This is a genomic window from Luteitalea sp. (assembly GCF_022842525.1).
GTDB lineage: Bacteria > Acidobacteriota > Vicinamibacteria > Vicinamibacterales > Vicinamibacteraceae > Luteitalea.
The window spans coordinates 1-18,813 of record NZ_JALHPM010000133.1 but is presented as its reverse complement, the minus strand read 5'-3'; the positions used below and the strand labels follow the sequence as shown (position 1 = coordinate 18,813).

Sequence of the window (18,813 nt, the reverse complement as noted above, 5' to 3'; positions counted from 1 at the left end):
ACGCCGCTCCGCCGCGCCCGGGCCCCGACGTGCCGCCCGCGCCCGGACAGCCGACGCCGGCACCGGCGCCCGATCTGCCTGCGCGGAGTGTGCTGGACGCCGAGGGGGCCTGTGCGGTCATCCCGCCGACGAGTGCCACGGCGCAGCCGGTCGCCGGCAGCGGCCCGGTGCTCCGGGTCGTCGAACTCTGTTTCCCGACCCAGGGCAACGTCTCCTCGATCGAGTTCGAGACGTACCTGTACTACATCAAGACCCGCGGCAGCCGCCCGTCCCAGAACGTCTGGGTGCCGTACACGCCCGAGGTCGAAAAAGATCTCGTCGAGGATTTCAAGCGCCTGTGGGCCACCAGTTTCCTGGATGACCTCGCGGTCGAGGTCCTCGACACGCCGTATCCGAACGGGGTGGTGGGCAAGTACGTCCGCTTCCGGCTCGAGGAGCGGCAGCGGGTCAAGATCGTCGAGTACGTCGGCAGCGACAAGATCGAGGCGACCAAGGTCGACGAGAAGCTGCGCGAGATCAACAACGTCATCCGCCTCGACTCGTTCATCGACCCGGCGCAGATTCGCCGTGTCGAGAGTGTCGTCCGGGAGATGCTGGCCGAGAAGGGCTACATCGACGGCGAGGTGACCCACACGATCACGCCGATCGCCGGCGGGCCGAAGCTGGTCAACCTGGCGTTCCAGATCACGGATGGCCCGCGGGTCCTGATCAAGGACATCGACTTCATCGGCAACGAAGCGATCGGTGACGGTGCGCTGAAGCGGCGGATGAAGGAGAACAAGGAGCGGACCCTCATCAACCGCTTCCGCAGCAAGGGCGTCTACCAGCAGGCCAAGTTCGAGGAAGACGCCGAGAACGTCCGCGGGCTCTATCGCGAGGAAGGCTACATCGCGGCCCGCATCGGCCAGCCGGAGATCCGGACGCTCGAGACCTCGGCCGACGGCAAGTCGCGGCAGGTGCAGCTGCGCATCCCGGTGAGCGAAGGCCGGCGCTATCGCGTCGGCAAGTTCGCCTTCGAAGGCAACACCGTCGTCAAGGGCGAGGCGCTGCAGCCGATCTTCAAGCTCGAGACGGGCGACTACTACTCCGAGAAGAAGATCCGCAAGGGGCTCGAGAAGGCGCGCGAGCTGTATGGCACGGGCGGCTACTTCGAGTTCACGGGGTTCCCCGACCTCAAGCCACTCGACATGGTCGACCCGAGCGACCCGGAGAAGTTCCTCCCCGAAGGCGCCGAGCCCAACGGGCCGCCGGTGGTCGACGTGACCATGCGGATGCAGGAGGGGGAGCAGTACTTCATCAACCGCATCACCTTCAAGGGCAACTCGACGACCCGGGACAACGTCATCCGCCGCGAGCTCAATCTGCTCGAGGGGGGCGTCTTCAACACCGAGTCGCTGAAGAACAGCGTGCGCCGCCTCAATCAGCTGGGCTACTTCAAGCAGCTGGAAGAGGGCCAGGAAGGCATCGACGTCAAGAAGACGCCGGGCGAGAAGAACAAGGTCGACGTGACGCTGGCGCTGCAGGAGCAGAACCGCAACCAGCTGACCTTCGGCGCCGGCGTGTCGCAGTTCGAGGGGTTCTTCGGCCAGCTGGCCTTCGCCACCTCCAATTTCCTCGGCCGGGGTGAGACGCTGTCGCTATCGTTGGCGGCCGGGTCGCGCACCCAGTTCTACCAGCTCGCGTTCACCGAGCCCTACCTGTTCGACCGCCCGATCACGGCCGGGCTCGACATCTCCCGCCGCGCCATCCAGTACATCGGCGCCTTCACGCAGGAGACATCGGGCATCAACACCGTGTGGGGCTTCCCGCTCTCGCGCAACTTCACGCGCGCGTTCCTCCAGTATTCGTTCGAGCGGACGACGATTCGCGACCTCAACGAGGGGTTCTCCGACCCCGCCGTCATCGGCCGCAATCCGTTCCTGCAGGACTCGCTGCTGCTGCAGTGCGTCACGACGCCCCCGACCGAGGAGAACCCGCTGGGCGGCCAGACGTGCACGCCTGGCGGTGCGCGCACCATCAGCAAGTTCGTGCCGAGCGTCGTGCACAACACGGTCGACAATCCGATTTTTCCCAACACCGGGCGCCGGTTCACGGCGTCGATCGATCTGGCGGGACTGGGCGGCAACACCAAGTTCCTCAAGCCGCGGGTCGAGTACGTGCAGTTCCTGCAGCACACCCGCCGCACGTCGGTCGGGTTCCGCTTCGAGGGCGAGTACATCCGGCCGTGGGGCGACACGCTGCCGCTGCCGCTGTTCGAGCGCCTCGTGCAGGGCGGCGAGTTCAGCGTCCGCGGCTTCGACATCCGGAGCATCGGGCCGCGCGATGCGGGGTCCGGCCTCGTGCTGGGCGGCAACAAGAGCCTGCTGTTCAACGGCGAGTACCTGATCAGCGTTGCGGGTCCCGTCCGGCTGGTGCTGTTCTACGATGCCGGGCAGGTGCGGGACATCGGGCAGAACTTCGCCTGGAGCGAGTTCAAGACCTCCACGGGCGCGGAAGTGCGTTTCTTCATGCCGGTCCTGAACGTGCCGTTTCGTCTGATCTTTGCTGCCAACCCTCAGCGAGAAGGGACGCTGCGGAACGACTTCACCCCGACCCGCAACTTCCAGTTCCGGTTCGCCGTGGGGTCCACGTTCTGAGCTGAGCCGCGGGTGTGTTTCAATGATGCGGGTCCGGCCCCGGGAGGGCCGCCCGTGCTGGGTCGAAAGGATTGCTGTCGATGAAGTCCGTGATTGCGATGTCCGTGTCGTGTCTGCTGCTGGTGGCCGCTGCTGCCAGCGCTCAAACTGCTGCGCCCCAGAGTCCCGCGCCTGCCGCGCCGGCCGCCGCGCAGCCCGCCGCCCGTCCCGCGCCCCGCCCCTTCCCGGCTGATGCGAAGGTCGCCTACGTCGACCTGAACACCATCGCGACGGCGAGCCGCGAGGGCCAGGCGGCCGGCGTCAAGATCAAGGATCTCCAGGGCAAGCGCACCGCCGAGCTCGAAGCCAAGCAGAAGCAGCTCCAGTCGGCGCAGCAGAAGCTCGAGCAGGGTGGCGCGGTGCTGAGCGAGGCCGCTCGGGCCGGCCAGGCCAAGGAAGTGGAGCGCCTGCAGACCGACCTCCAGCGCGCCAGCCAGGACGCGCAGAAGGAGATCCAGGAGTTCACGCAGGAACTGCAGGTGCAGTTCCAGCAGAAGCTCCTGCCGGTGATCGAGCAGGTGGCCAAGGCCAAGAACCTGCACTTCATCCTCAGCATCGCCGATGCCGGGGTGGTCTGGGTGGATGCCGGCCTCAACGTGACGGCCGACGTCGTCGCCGCGCTCGACGCCGCCACACCCGCGGCCAAGTAAGTCGTCCGCCAGCGGCAGCCGGGGCCCGGGGCGTTCATCGTCGCCGGGCCGCGCTGCCTCCTCCCGGCTGCCCACGAGTCCTCCGTGTCCATCCATCTCCCGCCAGTAGTCGATCGCCTCTGTTCGCGCTTTCCGCAGCAGATGGTCGACGCGGTCACCGACTTCACCTCGGGTGAACGGTTGGTCGCGATCAAGAACGTCACGGTCAACGAGGACTTCTTTCCGGGGCACTTTCCCGGGGCGCCGCTCATGCCGGGCGTGCTGATGATCGAGTCGATGGCCCAGGCCGCGAGCGTGCTGCTGCTGCAGATGGCCGACGGGTCGATCCTGCCGCACCGGGCCTCGCTGCGGGGCGCCGACGGTGTCAAGTTCCGCAAGCCGGTCGGCCCGGGCGACCGTGTGCGCCTCGAGCTGACCATCGAGCGTCGCCGCGCCACCATGGCCCGCGTTCGTGGCGTGGCCTACGTCCAGGATCAGATCGTCGCCGAAGGCACGCTCGTCATGGCCATCGAGCCCGAGCCTGCCATCATCCACCCGACGGCCGTCGTCGAGCAGGGGGCGGAGATCGGCGCGGGCACGACCGTGGCCCCCAACGCGGTGATCGGCCCCCAGGTGAAAATCGGCCCCCGCTGCAAGATCGGCGCGGGCGCCATCATCGACGGCGCGACGACGATCGGCGAGGGCACCGAGGTGTTCCCGTACGCGTCGATCGGGCTGATTCCGCAGGATACGAAGTTCCGCGGCGAGGCGACCCGTCTCGAGATCGGCAAGTTCAACGTCTTCCGCGAGTTCGTCACGGTGCACCGTGGCACCGACGGCGGCGGTGGCGTGACGCGCATCGGCGACCACAACCTCTTCATGGCGTACTCGCACGTGGCGCACGACTGCAAGGTCGGGCATCACACGATCTTCGGCAACGGCGCCACGCTGGGGGGCCACGTCACCGTCGAGGACTACGCCACGATCAGCGCGTTCTCCGGTGTGCATCAGTTCTGCCGCATCGGCAGCCACGCCTTCATCGGCGGCTACTCGGTGGTCACCAAGGACGCCCTGCCGTTTGCCAAGACCGTCGGCAACCGGGCCCGCAACTACGGCCTGAACACCATCGGCTTGCTGCGCCGCGGCTTCACGGCCGAGGCCGTCACGCGCCTGCGACACGCCTATCGCTACCTGCTGGTGTCGCGCCTCAACACCACGCGCGCGCTGGCCGAAATCGAGAAGGACCCGGAGCTGCACTGCGCGGAGGTCCAGTACCTCATCGACTTCATCCGGCAGTCGAAGCGCGGCGTGATCCTTCGCCGGGCGACGCGTCGTCCCGAGGACGTGTCTCCGGACGAGTAGCGCCGATGGCGTCCATTGGCCTGATTGCCGGCAACGGCACCTTTCCCCTGCTCGTGCTGGACGCGGCCCGTGCCCTCGGCCACGCCGTCACCGTGGTCGCCATCAAGGAAGAGACCGGCGACGACCTCGTCCAGCGGGCGGCGGCGGTCGGCGCGACGCTGCACACCGTGTCGCTCGGTCAGCTCGGCACCTGCATCCAGATCCTGCAACAGGCCGGCTGCGCCCAGGCCGTGATGGCCGGGCAGGTCAAGCACGCCAAGCTGTTTGCCAACATCACGCCCGACTGGACGCTCCTGCAGGTACTCATGCGCCTGCGCGCCAAGTCGACCGATGCCCTGATCTCGGCCATCGCCGACGTCATGCGCGGCAAGGGCATCGAACTGCTCGACTCCACCACCTTCATCCAGCCGCTGCTGGCGCGCGAGGGCCATCTCGCCGGCCCGGCGCCAGACGACACGGCTCGGGCGGACCTGGCGTTCGGCTACCGGATGGCCGACGCCGTGGCCGGGCTCGACATCGGCCAGACCATCGTCGTCAAGGACCAGGCAGTGGTCGCGGTGGAGGCGATGGAGGGGACCGACGAGACCATTCGCCGGGCGGGACGAATCGCGGGCCCCGGCGCCTGCGTCATCAAGGTAGCGAAGCCGCAGCAGGACATGCGGTTCGACGTGCCGGTCGTGGGGTTGCCCACGATTGCGGTACTGCAGGAGGCCGGGATCCGTCTCCTGTCCATCGACGCCGGTCGCACGCTCGTGCTCGACGGTCAGGCCGTCGCCGACGCCGCGGACGCGGCCAGGGTGACCCTGGTCGGGCGTCCTCTCGGAGAACAGGCACGTGGCTGACGCGGTACGGGTCGGAGTGGTCGGGGTCGGGGCGCTCGGACGCCATCACGCACGCATCCTCGGCGATACGCCGGGGGCGACCCTCGCGGCCGTCGTGGACGTGGACGAGGCCCGCGCGGCGGAGATCGCGGCGCAGCATGGCGCGGCCAGCCACCTCACCGATGCCTCCGGGCTCATCGGTCGCGTCGATGCCGTGACCATCGCGTCGCCGACCGAGGCGCATCACGCGCTGGCGGCGATGCTGCTCGATGCCGGCATCCACGTGCTGGTCGAGAAGCCGATGACGACGACCCTCGCGCAGGCCGACGACCTGATGGCCCGGGCCGCGGCGAAGGGGGTGGTGCTGGCGGTGGGGCACACCGAGCGGTTCAATCCGGCGGTGGACGCCGCGCGGCCGTTCCTGACGCGCCCCCGGTTCATCGAGGTCCATCGCCTCGGCACGTTCCCGGATCGGAGCCTCGACATCGACGTCGTCTTCGACCTGATGATTCACGACCTCGATGTCCTGTTGTCGGTGGTCGAGGAAGAGGTGATCGGCGTCGAGGCGGTCGGCGTGCCGGTGTTGACCGGGCGTGTGGACATCGCCAACGCGCGACTCAAGTTCGCCGGGGGATGCATCGCCAACCTGACGGCGAGCCGGATCAGTCGGGACCGCGTCCGGAAGGTCCGTTTCATCGAACCCTCGGCCTACGTGTCGGTGGACTACGCCAGCCGTGAACTCGAGGTCTGGCGTCTGCGCAAGGTGGAGGGGGCGCGGCCGGCCATCGAGGGCGGCCCGGTCCCGGTGCCAGAAGCCGAGCCGCTGCGCCGCGAACTCGAGGACTTCGTCGCGGCGATTCGCGACGGCCGAGCGCCCCGTGTGGATGGCGCGCAGGGCCGCCGGGCGCTCGCGCTGGCGCAGCGCATCAACGATCAGATGACCCAGGAATGATTGCCATGGTGGCCGTGGATTTCGACCAGCTGACCGAGGCCCTCGCGGCCGGTACCGCCCTCTCCGGCACGCAGTTGCGTGCCCTCGCGCACAGCCGCGATCTGATCGGCCTCGGCATGCTCGCGGCCGATGTCCGCACCCGCCTGCATGGTGGCCGCGGCACCTTCGTGCGCATCGAGACGATCGATGTGACGGGGCGTCCGGAGGATGCGGCGGTCGAGGTGCCGGCGGAGGCCGGTGAGGTGCGGTTCATGGGCACCCCCGTCTCGCTCGAGGCCGCCGTCGCAGCGGTGCGCGCCGTCCGCGCCACGACCGCGGTGCCGCTGTCCGGGTGGGCACTCGATGCGCTCGTCCACTGGGGCGGATCGCTGGCGGCGACGCTGGGGGCACTGCGCGCCGCGGGTCTGGATGCCGTGGCGACGGCCCGGCTCGATCGGCTGGACCTCGAGCAGCTGCGCGCGGTGGCTGACGCCGGCCTCGTCCTCCAGACGGTCACCGTCGGCGTGCCGTCCGACGACGACGTGCTGCTCGATCAGCTCGAGCAGCTGCGGGCGTGGCAGGCGGCGACCGGCGTCGTGCGCGCGTGCGCGCCGCTGCCGGTGGAGGTCTCGGCCGAGCAGCCGACCACGGGGTACGACGACATGCGGCACGTTGCGCTGGCGCGGCTCGTGCTCGACAACGTGACCCACGTGCAGGCGCACTGGACGCGGATGGGCGCCAAGCTCTCGCAGTCGTGCCTGCTGTTCGGCGCCAACGACATCGACGCGGTCCCCGCCCGCGACGCCATGCCGCACGGTCCGCGCCGCGCCATCCTCGAGGAGGTGCGCCGCAACCTGCAGGCCGCGTCACTCGACGTCGTGGAGCGTGACGGCGCGTTTGCGGAGCGCCGCGCGTGATCCGCATCGGCGCGGTCGGCTTTCTCAATGCCCGACCGCTCTACGCCACCCTGGCCGAGGCCGCCGACGTCGCGCTGCGGGCCGACGTGCCGTCCGAGTGCGCCCGTCTGCTGCACGCGGGGGAGATCGATCTCGGCCTGGTGCCGGTCATCGAACTCCTGCGTGGGCCGGTGACCTACGACATCGTGCCCGGCCTGGCGATCGGCTGCGATGGCCCGGTCAACTCGGTCGCGCTGTTCACGCGGGTGCCGCTGGCGCAGGTCCGGCGCATCGCGCTCGACGTCAGCTCCCGCAGTTCGGTGGCGCTGCTGCGCGTGTTGTGCCGACATCATTTCGGCATCACGCCGGCGTTCGTGGACGCCGCCCCCGATCTCGCGGCGATGCTCGACACCGCCGACGCGGCGCTGCTGATCGGGGACCCGGCCCTGCGGGCGCCCTGGGAGGCGTTCGGTGCCCAGAAGGTCGATCTGGGCGCGGCCTGGAAGGCGATGACCGGCCTGCCGTTCGTGTTCGCGGTCTGGGCCGTGCGTCCCGGGCTGTTGACGCCTGGGCTGGTCGGGCGTCTGCAAGCGGCCCGAGACGACGGGCAGCGTGCCATCGCGTCGCTGGCCGCGGCGGAGGCTGGCGGAGACGCCGTCGAGGCGGCCCGGCTCGAGCAGTACCTGCGCCAGAACATCCGCTACGATCTGGACGAGCGCGCCGTGCGCGGCCTGTCCCGGTATCTCGGCCTGGCGATGCAGGACGGCTGGGCCCCGGATCGCCCCGAGGTGTTGCGCGCCATCGACGCGCTGCTGCCGGTGAGTGCCGGCCCCGGGCCAGGGCCTGACCCGAGATCCAGACCCGAGATCCAGATGAGCGCTGACGAGAATCGGACCGACAGATGACCGTGGATGCAATTGCAGCGAAGGTGACGAGAGGGGAGCGGATCGACGCCGACGAGGCGCTGACGCTCTACCGCGAGGCGAGCACGTGGCAACTCGGCCGGCTGGCCGATGGCATCCGTGCGCGCCGCCATCCCGAGCGTCTGGTCACGTACATCATCGACCGCAACGTCAACTACACGAACGTCTGCGTGGCGCGCTGCAACTTCTGCGCGTTCTATCGCACCGTGGGCAGTCCCGACGGCTACGTCCTGTCCCGGGAAGAGCTGTTTGCCAAGATCGACGAGACCATCAGCGTCGGCGGCAGTCAGCTGCTCCTGCAGGGCGGACACAACCCGGACCTGCCGCTCGCGTGGTACGAGGACCTGTTTCGCGCCGTGAAGGGCGCCTACCCGACGTTCCGCCTGCACGCGCTGTCGCCGCCAGAAATCCTGCACATCTCGCGGATGTCGAAGCTGCCGGTGCCCGAGGTCGTCTCGCGGTTGATCGCCGCTGGTCTCGACAGCGTGCCGGGAGGCGGGGCCGAGATCCTCGTCGATCGCGTCCGCAAGCTGCTCAACTGCTACGGCAAGGCCACGGCCGACGAATGGCTCGGCGTGATGCGTGAAGTACACCTGCAGGGACTGCGCACGACCGCCACCATGATGTACGGCAGCGTCGAGACCCCCGAGGAGCGCATCGAGCACATGATGCGGCTGCGCGCGCTGCAGGACGAGACGCATGGCTTCACGGCCTTCATCACGTGGAGCTATCAGCCCGATCACACCGAACTGGCAGGCGTCGAACTGACGGGGGTCGAGTATCTCCGCACGCTCGCCCTGTCGCGCATCGTCCTCGACAACTTCGACAACCTGCAGGCGTCGTGGGTCACGCAGGGCGGCAAGGTCGGGCAGCTCAGTCTCGCCTTCGGTGCCAACGACATGGGCTCGGTCATGATCGAGGAGAACGTCGTCCGCGCGGCCGGGGCGAGCTTCTGCATGGACGAAGTCGAGATCGTGCGCAACATCGAGAACGCCGGCTTCACGCCGATGCGGCGGACGATGCATTACGACCTGGTGGGGCCGCCGGTGTTCCTGGAGCGCGCGGTGCCGCGTCGGCTGTCGCTCGACGTCGCCAAGCGCGACGGCGCCGATCTGATGCCGGCCGAACTCGCGGCGTACGAAGCGCGCACCCGCGCCGGTCGCGAGCAGCGCGCGCAGTCGCCGAGTTGAGCGGGCGATGATCGTCCGGGTCCACGCCGGGTGGCTCGTGCCGATCGCGGCGCCGGTGCTGCGCCACGGCTGGATGGACGTCGACACGGCGCGTGGCGACATCGTCGGCGTCGGGGCAGCGGAGGCGCCGTCGGAGCGGCAGGCCGATCGCCTGCTCGACCTCAGTGAGGCCGTGATCCTCCCCGGCCTCGTCAACGCCCACACGCATCTCGAACTCTCGCACCTGGCGGGACAGGTCCCGCCAGCCGACAGCTTCGTGGCGTGGGTGCGGGCCATGCTCGCCGTACGGTTCGGCACGCCTGCCGCTCCGGCCGCCGTGATCGGCGCCGCCAGGGAGGCGATCGCGTCGATGGAGGCGACCGGCACGCTGGGCGTCGGCGACATCGGCAACACCGACGCGTCGGTCTCGCCGCTGGCGGCCTCGTCGCTGTGGGGCGTGCATTTCCGGGAGGCCCTCGGTCTTCGCCCGGCCGACGCCACCCGCCTGCTCGAGGAGACACGGCTGGCGGTGCGCCGGACGCATCACACCCTGTGCGCGGCGGGCAACACGCGGCTGTCGCCCTCATGCGCCCCGCACGCGCCGTACTCCACGTCGTCGGACCTGATCCGCGGGCTGGCCAGTGGCTACGAGCCGGCCCGTGCCGTCTCGTCCATCCATCTGGCCGAGTCGACGGAAGAACTCGTGTTCCTGGCCACGGGGCAGGGCCCCCTGCGCGACCTGGCGGCCGATCGAGGCGCGTGGGACGGCACCTGGCCCACGCCCGGCGTCGGGCCCGTGGCCTACCTCGCGCAGTTGGGGGTCCTCCACCATGGACTGCTGGTCGTGCACGGCACACAGTTGCGCCGCGAAGAACTCCGGATGCTGGCCTCGACTGGCGCGACGCTCGTGCTCTGTGCCCGCAGCAACCGATGGGTCGGCGCAGGCGTCCCTTCCGTGAGCGAGGTGTTCGCCTCCGGGGGGGCGGTCGCCATCGGCACCGACAGCCTGGCCAGCGTGGCCGACCTCAACCTGTTCGCGGAACTGCAGGCGCTGCGCGACCTCGCCCCGGACGTGCCGGCCCGATCGTTGCTGCGCGCCGCCACGCTCGGCGGCGCCAGAGCGCTGGGCTGCGACGCTCTCGGAGTCCTGGCACCGGGCGCCACCAGCCGTGCCGTCGTCCGGGTGCCGCCACCGGCGGTCACGGACGTGGAAGAATGGTTGGTGGCCGAGGCGTCCGATACGTCCGACCTGCGGTGGCTCGACGATTTGCTCTGAGCCTGAGCCCTGAGCCCTGATGCCCTTCCTCTCCCGCCTCCGCACCTACCTCGCGTTCGTGCGCTTCAGCCATACCGTGTTCGCGCTGCCGTTCGCGCTGGTCGGGGCGCTGCTGGCGAGCCGGACCGTGGCGATGACGTGGGGACGTGTGGGGTGGATCGTGGCGGCGATGGTCGCGGCCCGGAGCGCGGCGATGGCGTTCAACCGCCTCGTGGACGCGCACTACGACGCCCTCAATCCGCGGACGGCGCAGCGCGAGATCCCCCGCGGCGCGATGTCGCGATTGGAGGCGTCGATCTTTCTCGTCGTCTCCAGCGTGGCGTTTGTCGTGGTCTGCGGCCAGATCAGCACGCTGTGCCTGGCGCTGGCGCCGGTCGCGCTGGCGATCGTGTTCTGGTACTCGCTCGCCAAGCGCTTCACGTGGGCCACGCAGTTCTTCCTGGGGCTGGCGATGGCGGTGGCGCCGGTCGGCGGGTGGATCGCGTCCGGCGGCGGCATGTCCTGGCAGCCCGTGCTGCTCGGCCTGGCCATCGGGACGTGGGTCGGCGGGTTCGACGTGCTGTATGCGTGCCAGGATCTGGACTTCGATCGCGCGCACGGGTTGCGGTCGATTCCGGTGCGCTTCGGCGTGGCGACGTCCATCGCGATCTCGCGCGCGCTGCATGTCGTCACGATCGCCAGTCTGGTCGTCCTCGGGATCGTGGCCGGGCTCGGAGCGGTCTATCAGGGGGGCGTGGCGCTGGTCGCGGCCTTGCTCGTGTTCGAGCAGTCGCTCGTGAGTGCCACCGACCTCTCGCAGGTCAAGCGCGCCTTCGACATGAACGGATGGGTGGGGTTGTTGTATCTGGCCACGACGGGATTGAGCATCTATGTCAGTTGACACGCCTCGCCGCATCGTTCTTGCGGTCACCGGGGCCAGTGGGGCGCTCTACGCGATGCGCACGTTGTCGGCGCTGCTGCAGCACGGGCAGCACGTCGACCTGGTCATCACCGAGTACGGGCGGCGCCTGCTCATCGACGAGCTCGGCCCCGCGGCCAAGGTCGATCGCCTGCAGGCGTACCTCGAGGAGACCTGGGGCGAGGGGGTGCGGCGCGGCGGGTGGGTCCTGCACAGCAACAAGGATCTCGGCGCGCGCATCGCCAGCGGCAGCAAGGGGGCCGACGCGATGGTCATCGTGCCCTGCTCGATGAAGACGATGGCCGCCATCGCCCACGGGCTGTCGCGGTCTCTGGTGGAGCGTGCCGCCGACGTCATGCTGAAGGAGCGTCGACCGCTGATCATCGTGCCGCGCGAGACGCCGATGAGCCTGCCGCAGCTGAAGAACATGGTGTCGTGTGCCGAGGCCGGCGCGGTGGTGGTGCCGGCGATGCCGGGGTTCTATCAGCGCCCGCAGACCATTGCCGATCTGGCCGACTTCATGGCCGGCCGGATTCTGTCGCTGCTCCACATCGACCACCAGCTCTATCCGCTGTGGGACCCGCAGGCGGACCGCGCATGACCGCGCTCGACCCGGGGCCGACCTACGGCGGCCTGACACCGGACACCGGCAAGGCGCCCGCGAAGATCGCCGGCATGTTCGACGCCATCGCCGGGCGGTACGACCTGCTCAACCACGTCCTCAGTGGCGGGCAGGACCTCTACTGGCGCTGGCGGGCGGTGCGGCGCCTGCGGCTGACCGGTCGGGAACAGGTGCTCGACCTCTGCACGGGGACGTGCGACGTCGCCAGGACGATGGTCAGGCGGGGCCTGGCTCGACGGGTGCTCGGCATCGATTTCTCGGCCGAGATGCTCAAGGTCGGCCAGCGCAAGCTCCGGGGCGAGGGGCGGGCCCGGGTGATCCCGCTGGTCAGGGGGGATGCCATGCGGCTCCCGGCCGCGACGGCGTCGATGGATGCCGTCACCATCGCCTTCGGGATCCGCAACGTGCAGGACGCCTCGGTGGCCCTGCGCGAGGTGGCGCGGGTGCTGAAGCCCGGCGGTCGCCTGGCCATCCTCGAGTTCTCGACCCCGCAGCAGCCGCTCGTCCGGGCCGCCTACCTCTGGTACTTCCGCAACGTGCTGCCACGGCTGGGCCGTCTGGTGTCCCGGCACGGCGAGGCCTATGCCTACCTGCCCGCCTCGGTCGAGAGCTTCACGCCCCCGTCCGAGTTCGTGGCCCAGCTCCAGGCCGCCGGGCTGACGCGCTGCGAGGCCGTCCCTTTGACCTTCGGCGTCGTCTATCTGTACGTTGCCGAGCGGCCGGCCTAGGGAGCGGCGCGTTCCCGAACGCGCCCGTGCCGCTCGCGGCCCCTGCATTCTCCGCGCGGCCCCCCTATACTGAAGAGACCGGATGTACATCGATTTCGAGGACCACCGACCCGAGCCGCCGACGATAGACGCGGCCATGTCACGGCGCGAGGCCGTGATGACCTCGGTGTTCCTGCATGCCGCGATCTTCGCCCTCCTCCTGTTCGGGCCGCGGCTGCCGTTCATCAAGGAATACCTGGCCCAGCAGGCGCAGCAGCAGCAACAGGAAATCGAGCGGCAGCAGGCGCTGGCGATGCAGCAGCAACAGCAGCAGCGCCCCCGCTTCGTGTACGTGCAGCCGCGCATCGACATGCAGGCGGCCAAGCCGAAGGACACCGCGTCGCTGGCCGATCAGGACCGTGTCTCGCAGACCACGCAGCGGGCGCCCGACGCGAGCAACAGCCAGCCGTTCTCGCGGGGCAACTCGCTGGAGTTCGTCGAGAAGCAGACGCAGAAGGACCTGGCGAAGGGCCGGGGGCCGGCGCCGGATCCCTCCGAGTCGCTGCGCGAGATGCAGGCCCAGCAGGCCCGCGCCGCCCAGCCGACGCCTCCGCAGAATCAGCCGACGCCCGCCTCACAGACGCCGGCCACCAACCAGGGCGTCAACGTCCGCGACGGGCAGAGTGGTCTGCTGGCGCGCGGGGACACCGGGGTCGTGGCCAATCCGCAGGCCCGCAACACGCCGGCCTCGGCCAGTCCGGCGGCGCGTCCTCCCGGGGGATCGCTCGGGCAGGCGCTGAAGAACCTCGAGAAGTACGTCCAGAACGAGGCCTTCAACAATCCCAACGGCGGCAATTCCCCCTTCGGTCCCTACATCCAGTTCGACACCAAGGGCGTCGAGTTCGGCCCCTGGATTCGCCGCTTCGTGGCGCAGATCAAGCGCAACTGGCTGATTCCCGAAGCGGCCATGGTCATGCGCGGTCACGTCGTCGTGACCTTCAACGTCCACAAGGACGGACGCATCACCGATGTGGCGATCAAGCAGCCGTCAGGCATCGATGCCTTCGACCGGGCCGCTGCCAACTCGCTGCAGTGGTCCAATCCGACCACGCCGCTGCCGCCGGAGTACCCCTCGCCGACGGCCTTCTTCACCGTGACCTTCTACTACAACGAGCAGCCTCCTTCACAGTGACCGGCGACGCGCACATGAGCGGCGCGGCGGCCCTCTAGGGGCGTCGACGTGACCGTGCCTCGTTCAGCGTCCGGGCGGCCCCTTCTCGTGGCCGTGCTCGGGCCCACCGCCACCGGCAAGAGCGCGCTGGGGATCCGTCTGGCCCGCACGTACGGGGGCGAGGTCGTCAACTGCGACTCGACGGCCGTCTATCGCCGCTTCGACATCGGCACCGACAAGGTGCCGGTGGAGGAACAGGGCGGCATCCCGCACCACCTCGTCGACGTCGTGGAGCCGACAGCGGTGTACTCGGCGGCCCAGTACGCCCGTGACGCGGCGACGCGCATCCGCGAGATCTCGGCGCGTGGCCGCCTGCCGGTGCTGGTGGGCGGCACCGGCTTCTACTTCCGCGCGCTGATCGAGGGCCTGTTCGACGGGCCCGGCCGCGACGATGCCGTGCGGGCCCGCCTGCACGCGCGGGCGGTGCGTCATGGGGTCGAGCACCTGCACCGGATTCTGCATCGTGTCGACCCGCCATCGGCGGCGCGGATCATGCCGCGCGACGAGAAGCGCCTGATCCGGGCGCTCGAAGTGTGGCTGCTGACCGGGCAGACCCTGTCGGCGCACTTTGCCGAGACGCGGCCGCCCCTGCCCGAGTACGACGTGTGCGTGGTCGGCCTGCGGTTGCCCTCGGAGGACATCGCGGCGCGGGTGGCGCGGCGCGTCGACGCGCAGTGGCAGCGCGGCGTCGTGCAGGAGGTGCACGACAACCTCGCGGCAGGCATCCCGCGTGACGCCAATCCGTTCGGCGGGCTCGTGTACCGGCAGATCCTGGAGATGCTCGATGGCGTGCGTGACGATGCCGAGACACGCGCGCTGATCGTGCGCGAGAACAGGCACTACGCGCGTCGTCAGCTGATCTGGTTCAGGAAGGAACCGAGAGTGATATGGTTGAACGGCGCCGGTGAACGCGACGACACGTTCGACGCGGCCCGCGCCCTGATCGAGGCCCACGGAGTCTGCCGCTGATGCCATCCCACCGCGAGTCCAAGCCGTCAGCGCCGCCCAACATCCAGGACGTCTTCCTGAACTCGGCGCGACGCGAGCGGCTCGTCGTCCAGATTCGGTTGATGGACGGCCAGGTGCTCGAGGGGCGCATCAAGAACTTCGATCGCTTCGCCCTGGTGATCGACCACGAGGGCGTCGACCACATGGTGTTCAAGCACGCCATCGCGACCATCCGGTCGAACCGCTCGGTCCCCAACTACTTCTCGTCGGCGACGCACGAGGCCTGAGATCGCGATCATGGGGCTCCGCTTCGAGCGGATCGTCGCCATCGTGCTCGACAGCGTCGGCATCGGCGAACTGCCCGACGCCGCCCGGTACGGCGACGCGGGCAGCGACACGCTCGGCAACATCGCGCGGCGCGTCCCCCTGCACCTGCCGACGTTGCGGCATCTCGGTCTCGACCGACTCGTGCCGGCGCTCGGGCCGCCGGCGGGCCAGGCGGCGGGCGCGTGGGGACGCATGGCGGAGGCCTCCGCTGGCAAGGACTCCGTGACCGGCCACTGGGAGATGGCGGGGCTCGTGCTCACGGAGGCGTTCCCGACCTTCCCGCACGGCTTTCCCCCGGAGCTGATGGCGGCGTTCGCGCGTGGCATCGGGCGCCCGGCGATCGGTAATGTCGTCGCGTCCGGCACCGAGGTGATCGAGCGCTTCGGCGCGGAGCACCTGCGCACGGGTGCGCCGATCGTCTACACCTCGGCAGACAGCGTCTTCCAGATCGCCGCCCACGAGGACATCGTGCCGGTGGCCGAGCTGTATCGCTGGTGCGAGGTGGCGTACGACCTGGTGAGTCGCGGGATGGGCGTGGGCCGCGTCATCGCGCGGCCGTTCGTCGGCGAGCTCGGCGCCTTCCGGCGCACGAGTCACCGGCACGACTACGCGCTGGATCCGCCGGCGCCGACCCTGCTGGATCGCCTGACGGACGCGGGGCATCCGGTGGTCGCGGTCGGCAAGATCAAGGACCTGTTCGCCGGCCGCGGCATCGCCCGCCATCTGGCCACCGGATCGGATGACGAGGGGATGGACCGGGTGGAGGAGGCCATGCGAGACGTGCCGCGCGGGCTGATCTGGGCCAACCTCGTCGACTTCGACGCCCTGTACGGCCATCGCAACAACGTCGAGGGATACGCCCGCAACCTTGAGCGGTTCGACGCCCGGCTGGCGGACCTGCTGCCGCATCTGCGCGCCACCGACCTCCTGCTGATCACCGCCGACCACGGCAACGACCCGACCACGCCCAGCACCGATCATTCGCGCGAGTACGTGCCGCTGCTGGCCACCGGGGCGCGCGTGGCGGCGGGTGTCAGTCTGGGCACGCGCGCGACGTTTGCCGATCTGGGGCAGACGGTGGCCGTCAACTTCGGCGTGGGACCGCTGGACCACGGCACGAGCTTCCTCGAGGCCCTCGGCGGCCCCGCCGAGCCCCACCCGTCCGCATGACCACCATCCGTCAGCAGCTCGAAGCCCGCGAACGGGCGATGCTCGTCCCGCAGGCGATGTTCAGCGACGCCACGCAGGGACGCGCGCGCCCGGAGGCCGAGGATCCGATCCGTCCGGCCTTCCAGCGCGATCGCGACCGCGTGGTGCACTCGAAGGCGTTCCGCCGCCTGAAGCACAAGACGCAGGTCTTCTTCTCCCCGGCCGGCGACCACTACCGCACCCGCCTCACCCACACGCTCGAGGTGTCGCAGATCGCGCGCACGCTCGCCAAGGTGCTGCGACTGCACGAGGAGCTGACCGAGGCCATCACGCTGGCGCACGACCTCGGTCACACCCCGTTCGGGCACGCGGGAGAGCGGGTGCTCGACAAGCTGGTGCCTGGCGGGTTCTCCCACGCGACGCAGAGCCTCCGCATCGTCGAGGTGCTGGAACAGCACGGCGGGGAGGGGTTGAACCTCACCTTCGAGGTGCGACAGGGCATCTCCACGCACTCGAAGGGCAAGTACGGGCTGCCGATCAACGTCCCGGCGTCGGAGCGGGCGGCGACGCTCGAGGCGCAGATCGCGCGAGTGGCGGACATCATCGCGTACGTCAATCACGACATCGACGATGCGGTGCGGGCGGGCGTGCTCGACCCGCGCGACCTGCCGCGGTCGGCCGCCGAGGTGCTGGGGGAGACCTCCTCGGACCGGATCGGGGTGATGGTGACCGACGTGGTCGAGCAGAGTCTGGCCTGCGGGCTGGAGTCGCTGCGGATGAGCGAGCCGGTGCTGCAGGCGCTGCTGGATCTCCGGGCGTTCATGTTCGCGCACGTCTACGAGAACGAGGTCGCGACGGCCGAGTTCGCCAAGGCCACCGGGATTCTGGGCGGGTTGTGGGAGAAGGTGCGGGAGCAGCCGGCGACCTGGCTCGACGTCCGGACCCTCGAGCGGGAGGGGCTGGACGCGGCCGCGCGGGACTTTCTCGCCGGGATGACGGACCGCTATGCCGTCCGGTTGTTCGAGGAGTTGTACATTCCTCGCCCGTGGATCGAGGCGCCCCGGGCCTGAGTCTGCTATCCTTGAACGTTCGCGCGGGTCCCCTGGACTGGCGCTGTGCTGCCCAGCCATGGTGATCGACCTCACGACCCTCGCCGCCGACCGTGTTCCTGTCGTCGCGGACATCCCCGCCGCGGCGCTCGACGCGCCCGCCGAGGACTTCGTCGTCGGGGGGCCGGTCCACTTCGAGGGCGATGTCGAGCGGGGCAGCGCCGAGACCTACCAGCTCCGCGGTCAGCTGCAGGCGCACCTGTCGTTGACGTGCGCGCGGTGCACTGACCCGGTCGACTTCGCGGTCGATGTGCCGGTGGACTTGCGGTTCGTGCCGGTGGCGGTCGAGAAGGCTCATGTCCGTCCCTCGCCGTCGGCGGTGTCCGACGATGACGACGATGGCCGTGAGATGAACGACGAGGATCCGTCGATCGTGCTGTACGACGAGCCACGGATCGACCTCGCGCAGGTGGCGCGGGAGCAGTGTTACCTGGCCATGCCGATGAAGCCGCTGTGTCGGCCGGAGTGCCAGGGTCTGTGCGTCCAGTGCGGCAGCAACCGCAATGTGACCACGTGCACGTGTGAGAACCGGTGGGAGGATCCGCGGTTGGCGGGTCTGAAGTCCCTCCTGAAGGACGCGGGCCCTCAGGCCCCGCGCGAGTAACCAGTCATGCCGAATCCCAAGCGACGTCATTCGAAGAGCCGTACGAGCAAGCGCCGTACGCACGACGCCCTCAAGCCGGTCGCCCTCGGGCCCTGCCCCCAGTGCAGCGAGCTCAAGCCGCCCCACGTGGTGTGCACCAGCTGCGGGTACTACCGCGGTCGCCAGGTGCGCCCGGTCACCGAGGAAGCCTGAGTCCGGCGCTTCGCGTGACGCGGGACGTGTCGCGCCGCAGCCGTGGCGAAGGCGGGGCGTAGGCGGATGCGCATTGCGGTGGATGCCATGGGGGGCGATGACGCCCCTCGCACCGTCGTGCATGGCGCGGTCGCGGCCGCTCGCGAAGACGGCCTCGCGCTGCTCCTGGTGGGGGCGCGTGCCGTGCTCGAGGACGAGCTGGCCCGGTTCCCTGAAGTCGACGGCCTTTCCATCAGCATTCTCGACGCGCCCGACGTGATCGGGATGGGCGAGCCGGCGCTGGCGGTGCGGCGACGGCCCGGTGCCTCCGTGCGCGTGGCGGCCGAGGCGGTGGCCGACGGCGC

The 18,813-nt window shown here is 69.8% G+C and carries 19 protein-coding genes and 1 pseudogene; all 20 read left to right on the top strand.

Annotated features, from left to right (window positions below; all coding sequences use genetic code 11):
* Nucleotides 1-2,636, top strand: a 2,636-nt coding sequence (bamA, locus tag Q0C41_RS21875; RefSeq protein ID WP_291987476.1) for an outer membrane protein assembly factor BamA, incomplete at its 5' end; no start/stop codon positions are given.
* 80 nt (nt 2,637-2,716) lie between these two features.
* A complete protein-coding gene (locus Q0C41_RS21870) occupies nt 2,717-3,325 on the top strand; it encodes an OmpH family outer membrane protein (RefSeq protein WP_291987475.1) in 609 nt (202 codons plus the stop codon).
* 84 nt (nt 3,326-3,409) lie between these two features.
* Nucleotides 3,410-4,666 (top strand): acyl-ACP--UDP-N-acetylglucosamine O-acyltransferase, encoded by a 1,257-nt coding sequence (gene lpxA / locus Q0C41_RS21865; protein WP_291987474.1) that lies wholly within the window; start codon nt 3,410-3,412, stop codon nt 4,664-4,666.
* Between the two features lie 5 nt (nt 4,667-4,671).
* Entirely contained in the window at nt 4,672-5,508 is an 837-nt protein-coding gene (lpxI, locus tag Q0C41_RS21860) for an LpxI family protein (RefSeq protein WP_291987473.1), read from the top strand.
* On the top strand, nt 5,501-6,439 hold the full coding sequence (locus tag Q0C41_RS21855) for a Gfo/Idh/MocA family oxidoreductase (RefSeq protein WP_291987472.1): 939 nt from the start codon (nt 5,501-5,503) through the stop codon (nt 6,437-6,439). Before lpxI ends, Q0C41_RS21855 begins: the two co-directional genes overlap by 8 nt.
* A 5-nt stretch (nt 6,440-6,444) precedes the next feature.
* Nucleotides 6,445-7,335: a hypothetical protein gene (locus tag Q0C41_RS21850; protein WP_291987471.1), complete on the top strand. Its 891-nt coding sequence runs from the start codon at nt 6,445-6,447 to the stop codon at nt 7,333-7,335.
* Nucleotides 7,332-8,219 carry a menaquinone biosynthetic enzyme MqnA/MqnD family protein gene (locus Q0C41_RS21845; protein WP_291987470.1) on the top strand — a complete coding sequence of 296 codons (888 nt, stop codon included), beginning with the start codon at nt 7,332-7,334 and terminating at the stop codon, nt 8,217-8,219. The genes Q0C41_RS21850 and Q0C41_RS21845 overlap by 4 nt, the downstream gene beginning before the upstream one ends.
* Nucleotides 8,216-9,427 (top strand): cyclic dehypoxanthinyl futalosine synthase, encoded by a 1,212-nt coding sequence (mqnC, locus tag Q0C41_RS21840; protein WP_291987469.1) that lies wholly within the window; start codon nt 8,216-8,218, stop codon nt 9,425-9,427. Before Q0C41_RS21845 ends, mqnC begins: the two co-directional genes overlap by 4 nt.
* 7 nt (nt 9,428-9,434) lie before the next feature.
* Entirely contained in the window at nt 9,435-10,682 is a 1,248-nt protein-coding gene (locus tag Q0C41_RS21835) for an amidohydrolase family protein (RefSeq protein WP_291987468.1), read from the top strand.
* A gap of 19 nt (nt 10,683-10,701) precedes the next feature.
* On the top strand, nt 10,702-11,562 hold the full coding sequence (locus Q0C41_RS21830; RefSeq protein WP_291987466.1) for a UbiA-like polyprenyltransferase: 861 nt from the start codon (nt 10,702-10,704) through the stop codon (nt 11,560-11,562).
* Nucleotides 11,552-12,181 (top strand): UbiX family flavin prenyltransferase, encoded by a 630-nt coding sequence (locus Q0C41_RS21825; RefSeq protein WP_291987465.1) that lies wholly within the window; start codon nt 11,552-11,554, stop codon nt 12,179-12,181. Before Q0C41_RS21830 ends, Q0C41_RS21825 begins: the two co-directional genes overlap by 11 nt.
* Nucleotides 12,178-12,930, top strand: coding sequence for a bifunctional demethylmenaquinone methyltransferase/2-methoxy-6-polyprenyl-1,4-benzoquinol methylase UbiE (gene ubiE, locus Q0C41_RS21820; RefSeq protein ID WP_291987464.1), 753 nt, complete (start codon nt 12,178-12,180; stop codon nt 12,928-12,930). The genes Q0C41_RS21825 and ubiE overlap by 4 nt, the downstream gene beginning before the upstream one ends.
* An 82-nt stretch (nt 12,931-13,012) precedes the next feature.
* The gene (locus Q0C41_RS21815) at nt 13,013-14,101 is read left to right on the top strand and encodes a TonB family protein (protein ID WP_291987462.1); all 1,089 of its coding nucleotides are present in this window, start codon (nt 13,013-13,015) and stop codon (nt 14,099-14,101) included.
* 48 nt (nt 14,102-14,149) lie between these two features.
* A complete protein-coding gene (gene miaA / locus Q0C41_RS21810) occupies nt 14,150-15,109 on the top strand; it encodes a tRNA (adenosine(37)-N6)-dimethylallyltransferase MiaA (protein WP_291987460.1) in 960 nt (319 codons plus the stop codon).
* Nucleotides 15,109-15,375, top strand: a complete 267-nt coding sequence (gene hfq / locus Q0C41_RS21805) for an RNA chaperone Hfq (RefSeq protein ID WP_291987457.1) — start codon at nt 15,109-15,111, stop codon at nt 15,373-15,375. The genes miaA and hfq overlap by 1 nt, the downstream gene beginning before the upstream one ends.
* A 10-nt stretch (nt 15,376-15,385) precedes the next feature.
* Nucleotides 15,386-16,585 carry a phosphopentomutase gene (locus Q0C41_RS21800; protein WP_291987456.1) on the top strand — a complete coding sequence of 400 codons (1,200 nt, stop codon included), beginning with the start codon at nt 15,386-15,388 and terminating at the stop codon, nt 16,583-16,585.
* Nucleotides 16,582-17,634 (top strand): deoxyguanosinetriphosphate triphosphohydrolase, encoded by a 1,053-nt coding sequence (locus Q0C41_RS21795; protein ID WP_291987455.1) that lies wholly within the window; start codon nt 16,582-16,584, stop codon nt 17,632-17,634. The genes Q0C41_RS21800 and Q0C41_RS21795 overlap by 4 nt, the downstream gene beginning before the upstream one ends.
* A 58-nt stretch (nt 17,635-17,692) precedes the next feature.
* A complete protein-coding gene (locus tag Q0C41_RS21790) occupies nt 17,693-18,277 on the top strand; it encodes a DUF177 domain-containing protein (protein WP_291987454.1) in 585 nt (194 codons plus the stop codon).
* Nucleotides 18,278-18,283: 6 nt separating this feature from the next.
* Nucleotides 18,284-18,469: a 50S ribosomal protein L32 gene (rpmF, locus tag Q0C41_RS21785; RefSeq protein WP_291987452.1), complete on the top strand. Its 186-nt coding sequence runs from the start codon at nt 18,284-18,286 to the stop codon at nt 18,467-18,469.
* Nucleotides 18,470-18,535: 66 nt separating this feature from the next.
* Nucleotides 18,536-18,813 (top strand): annotated as a pseudogene (locus tag Q0C41_RS21780) (phosphate--acyl-ACP acyltransferase); the annotation flags it as partial.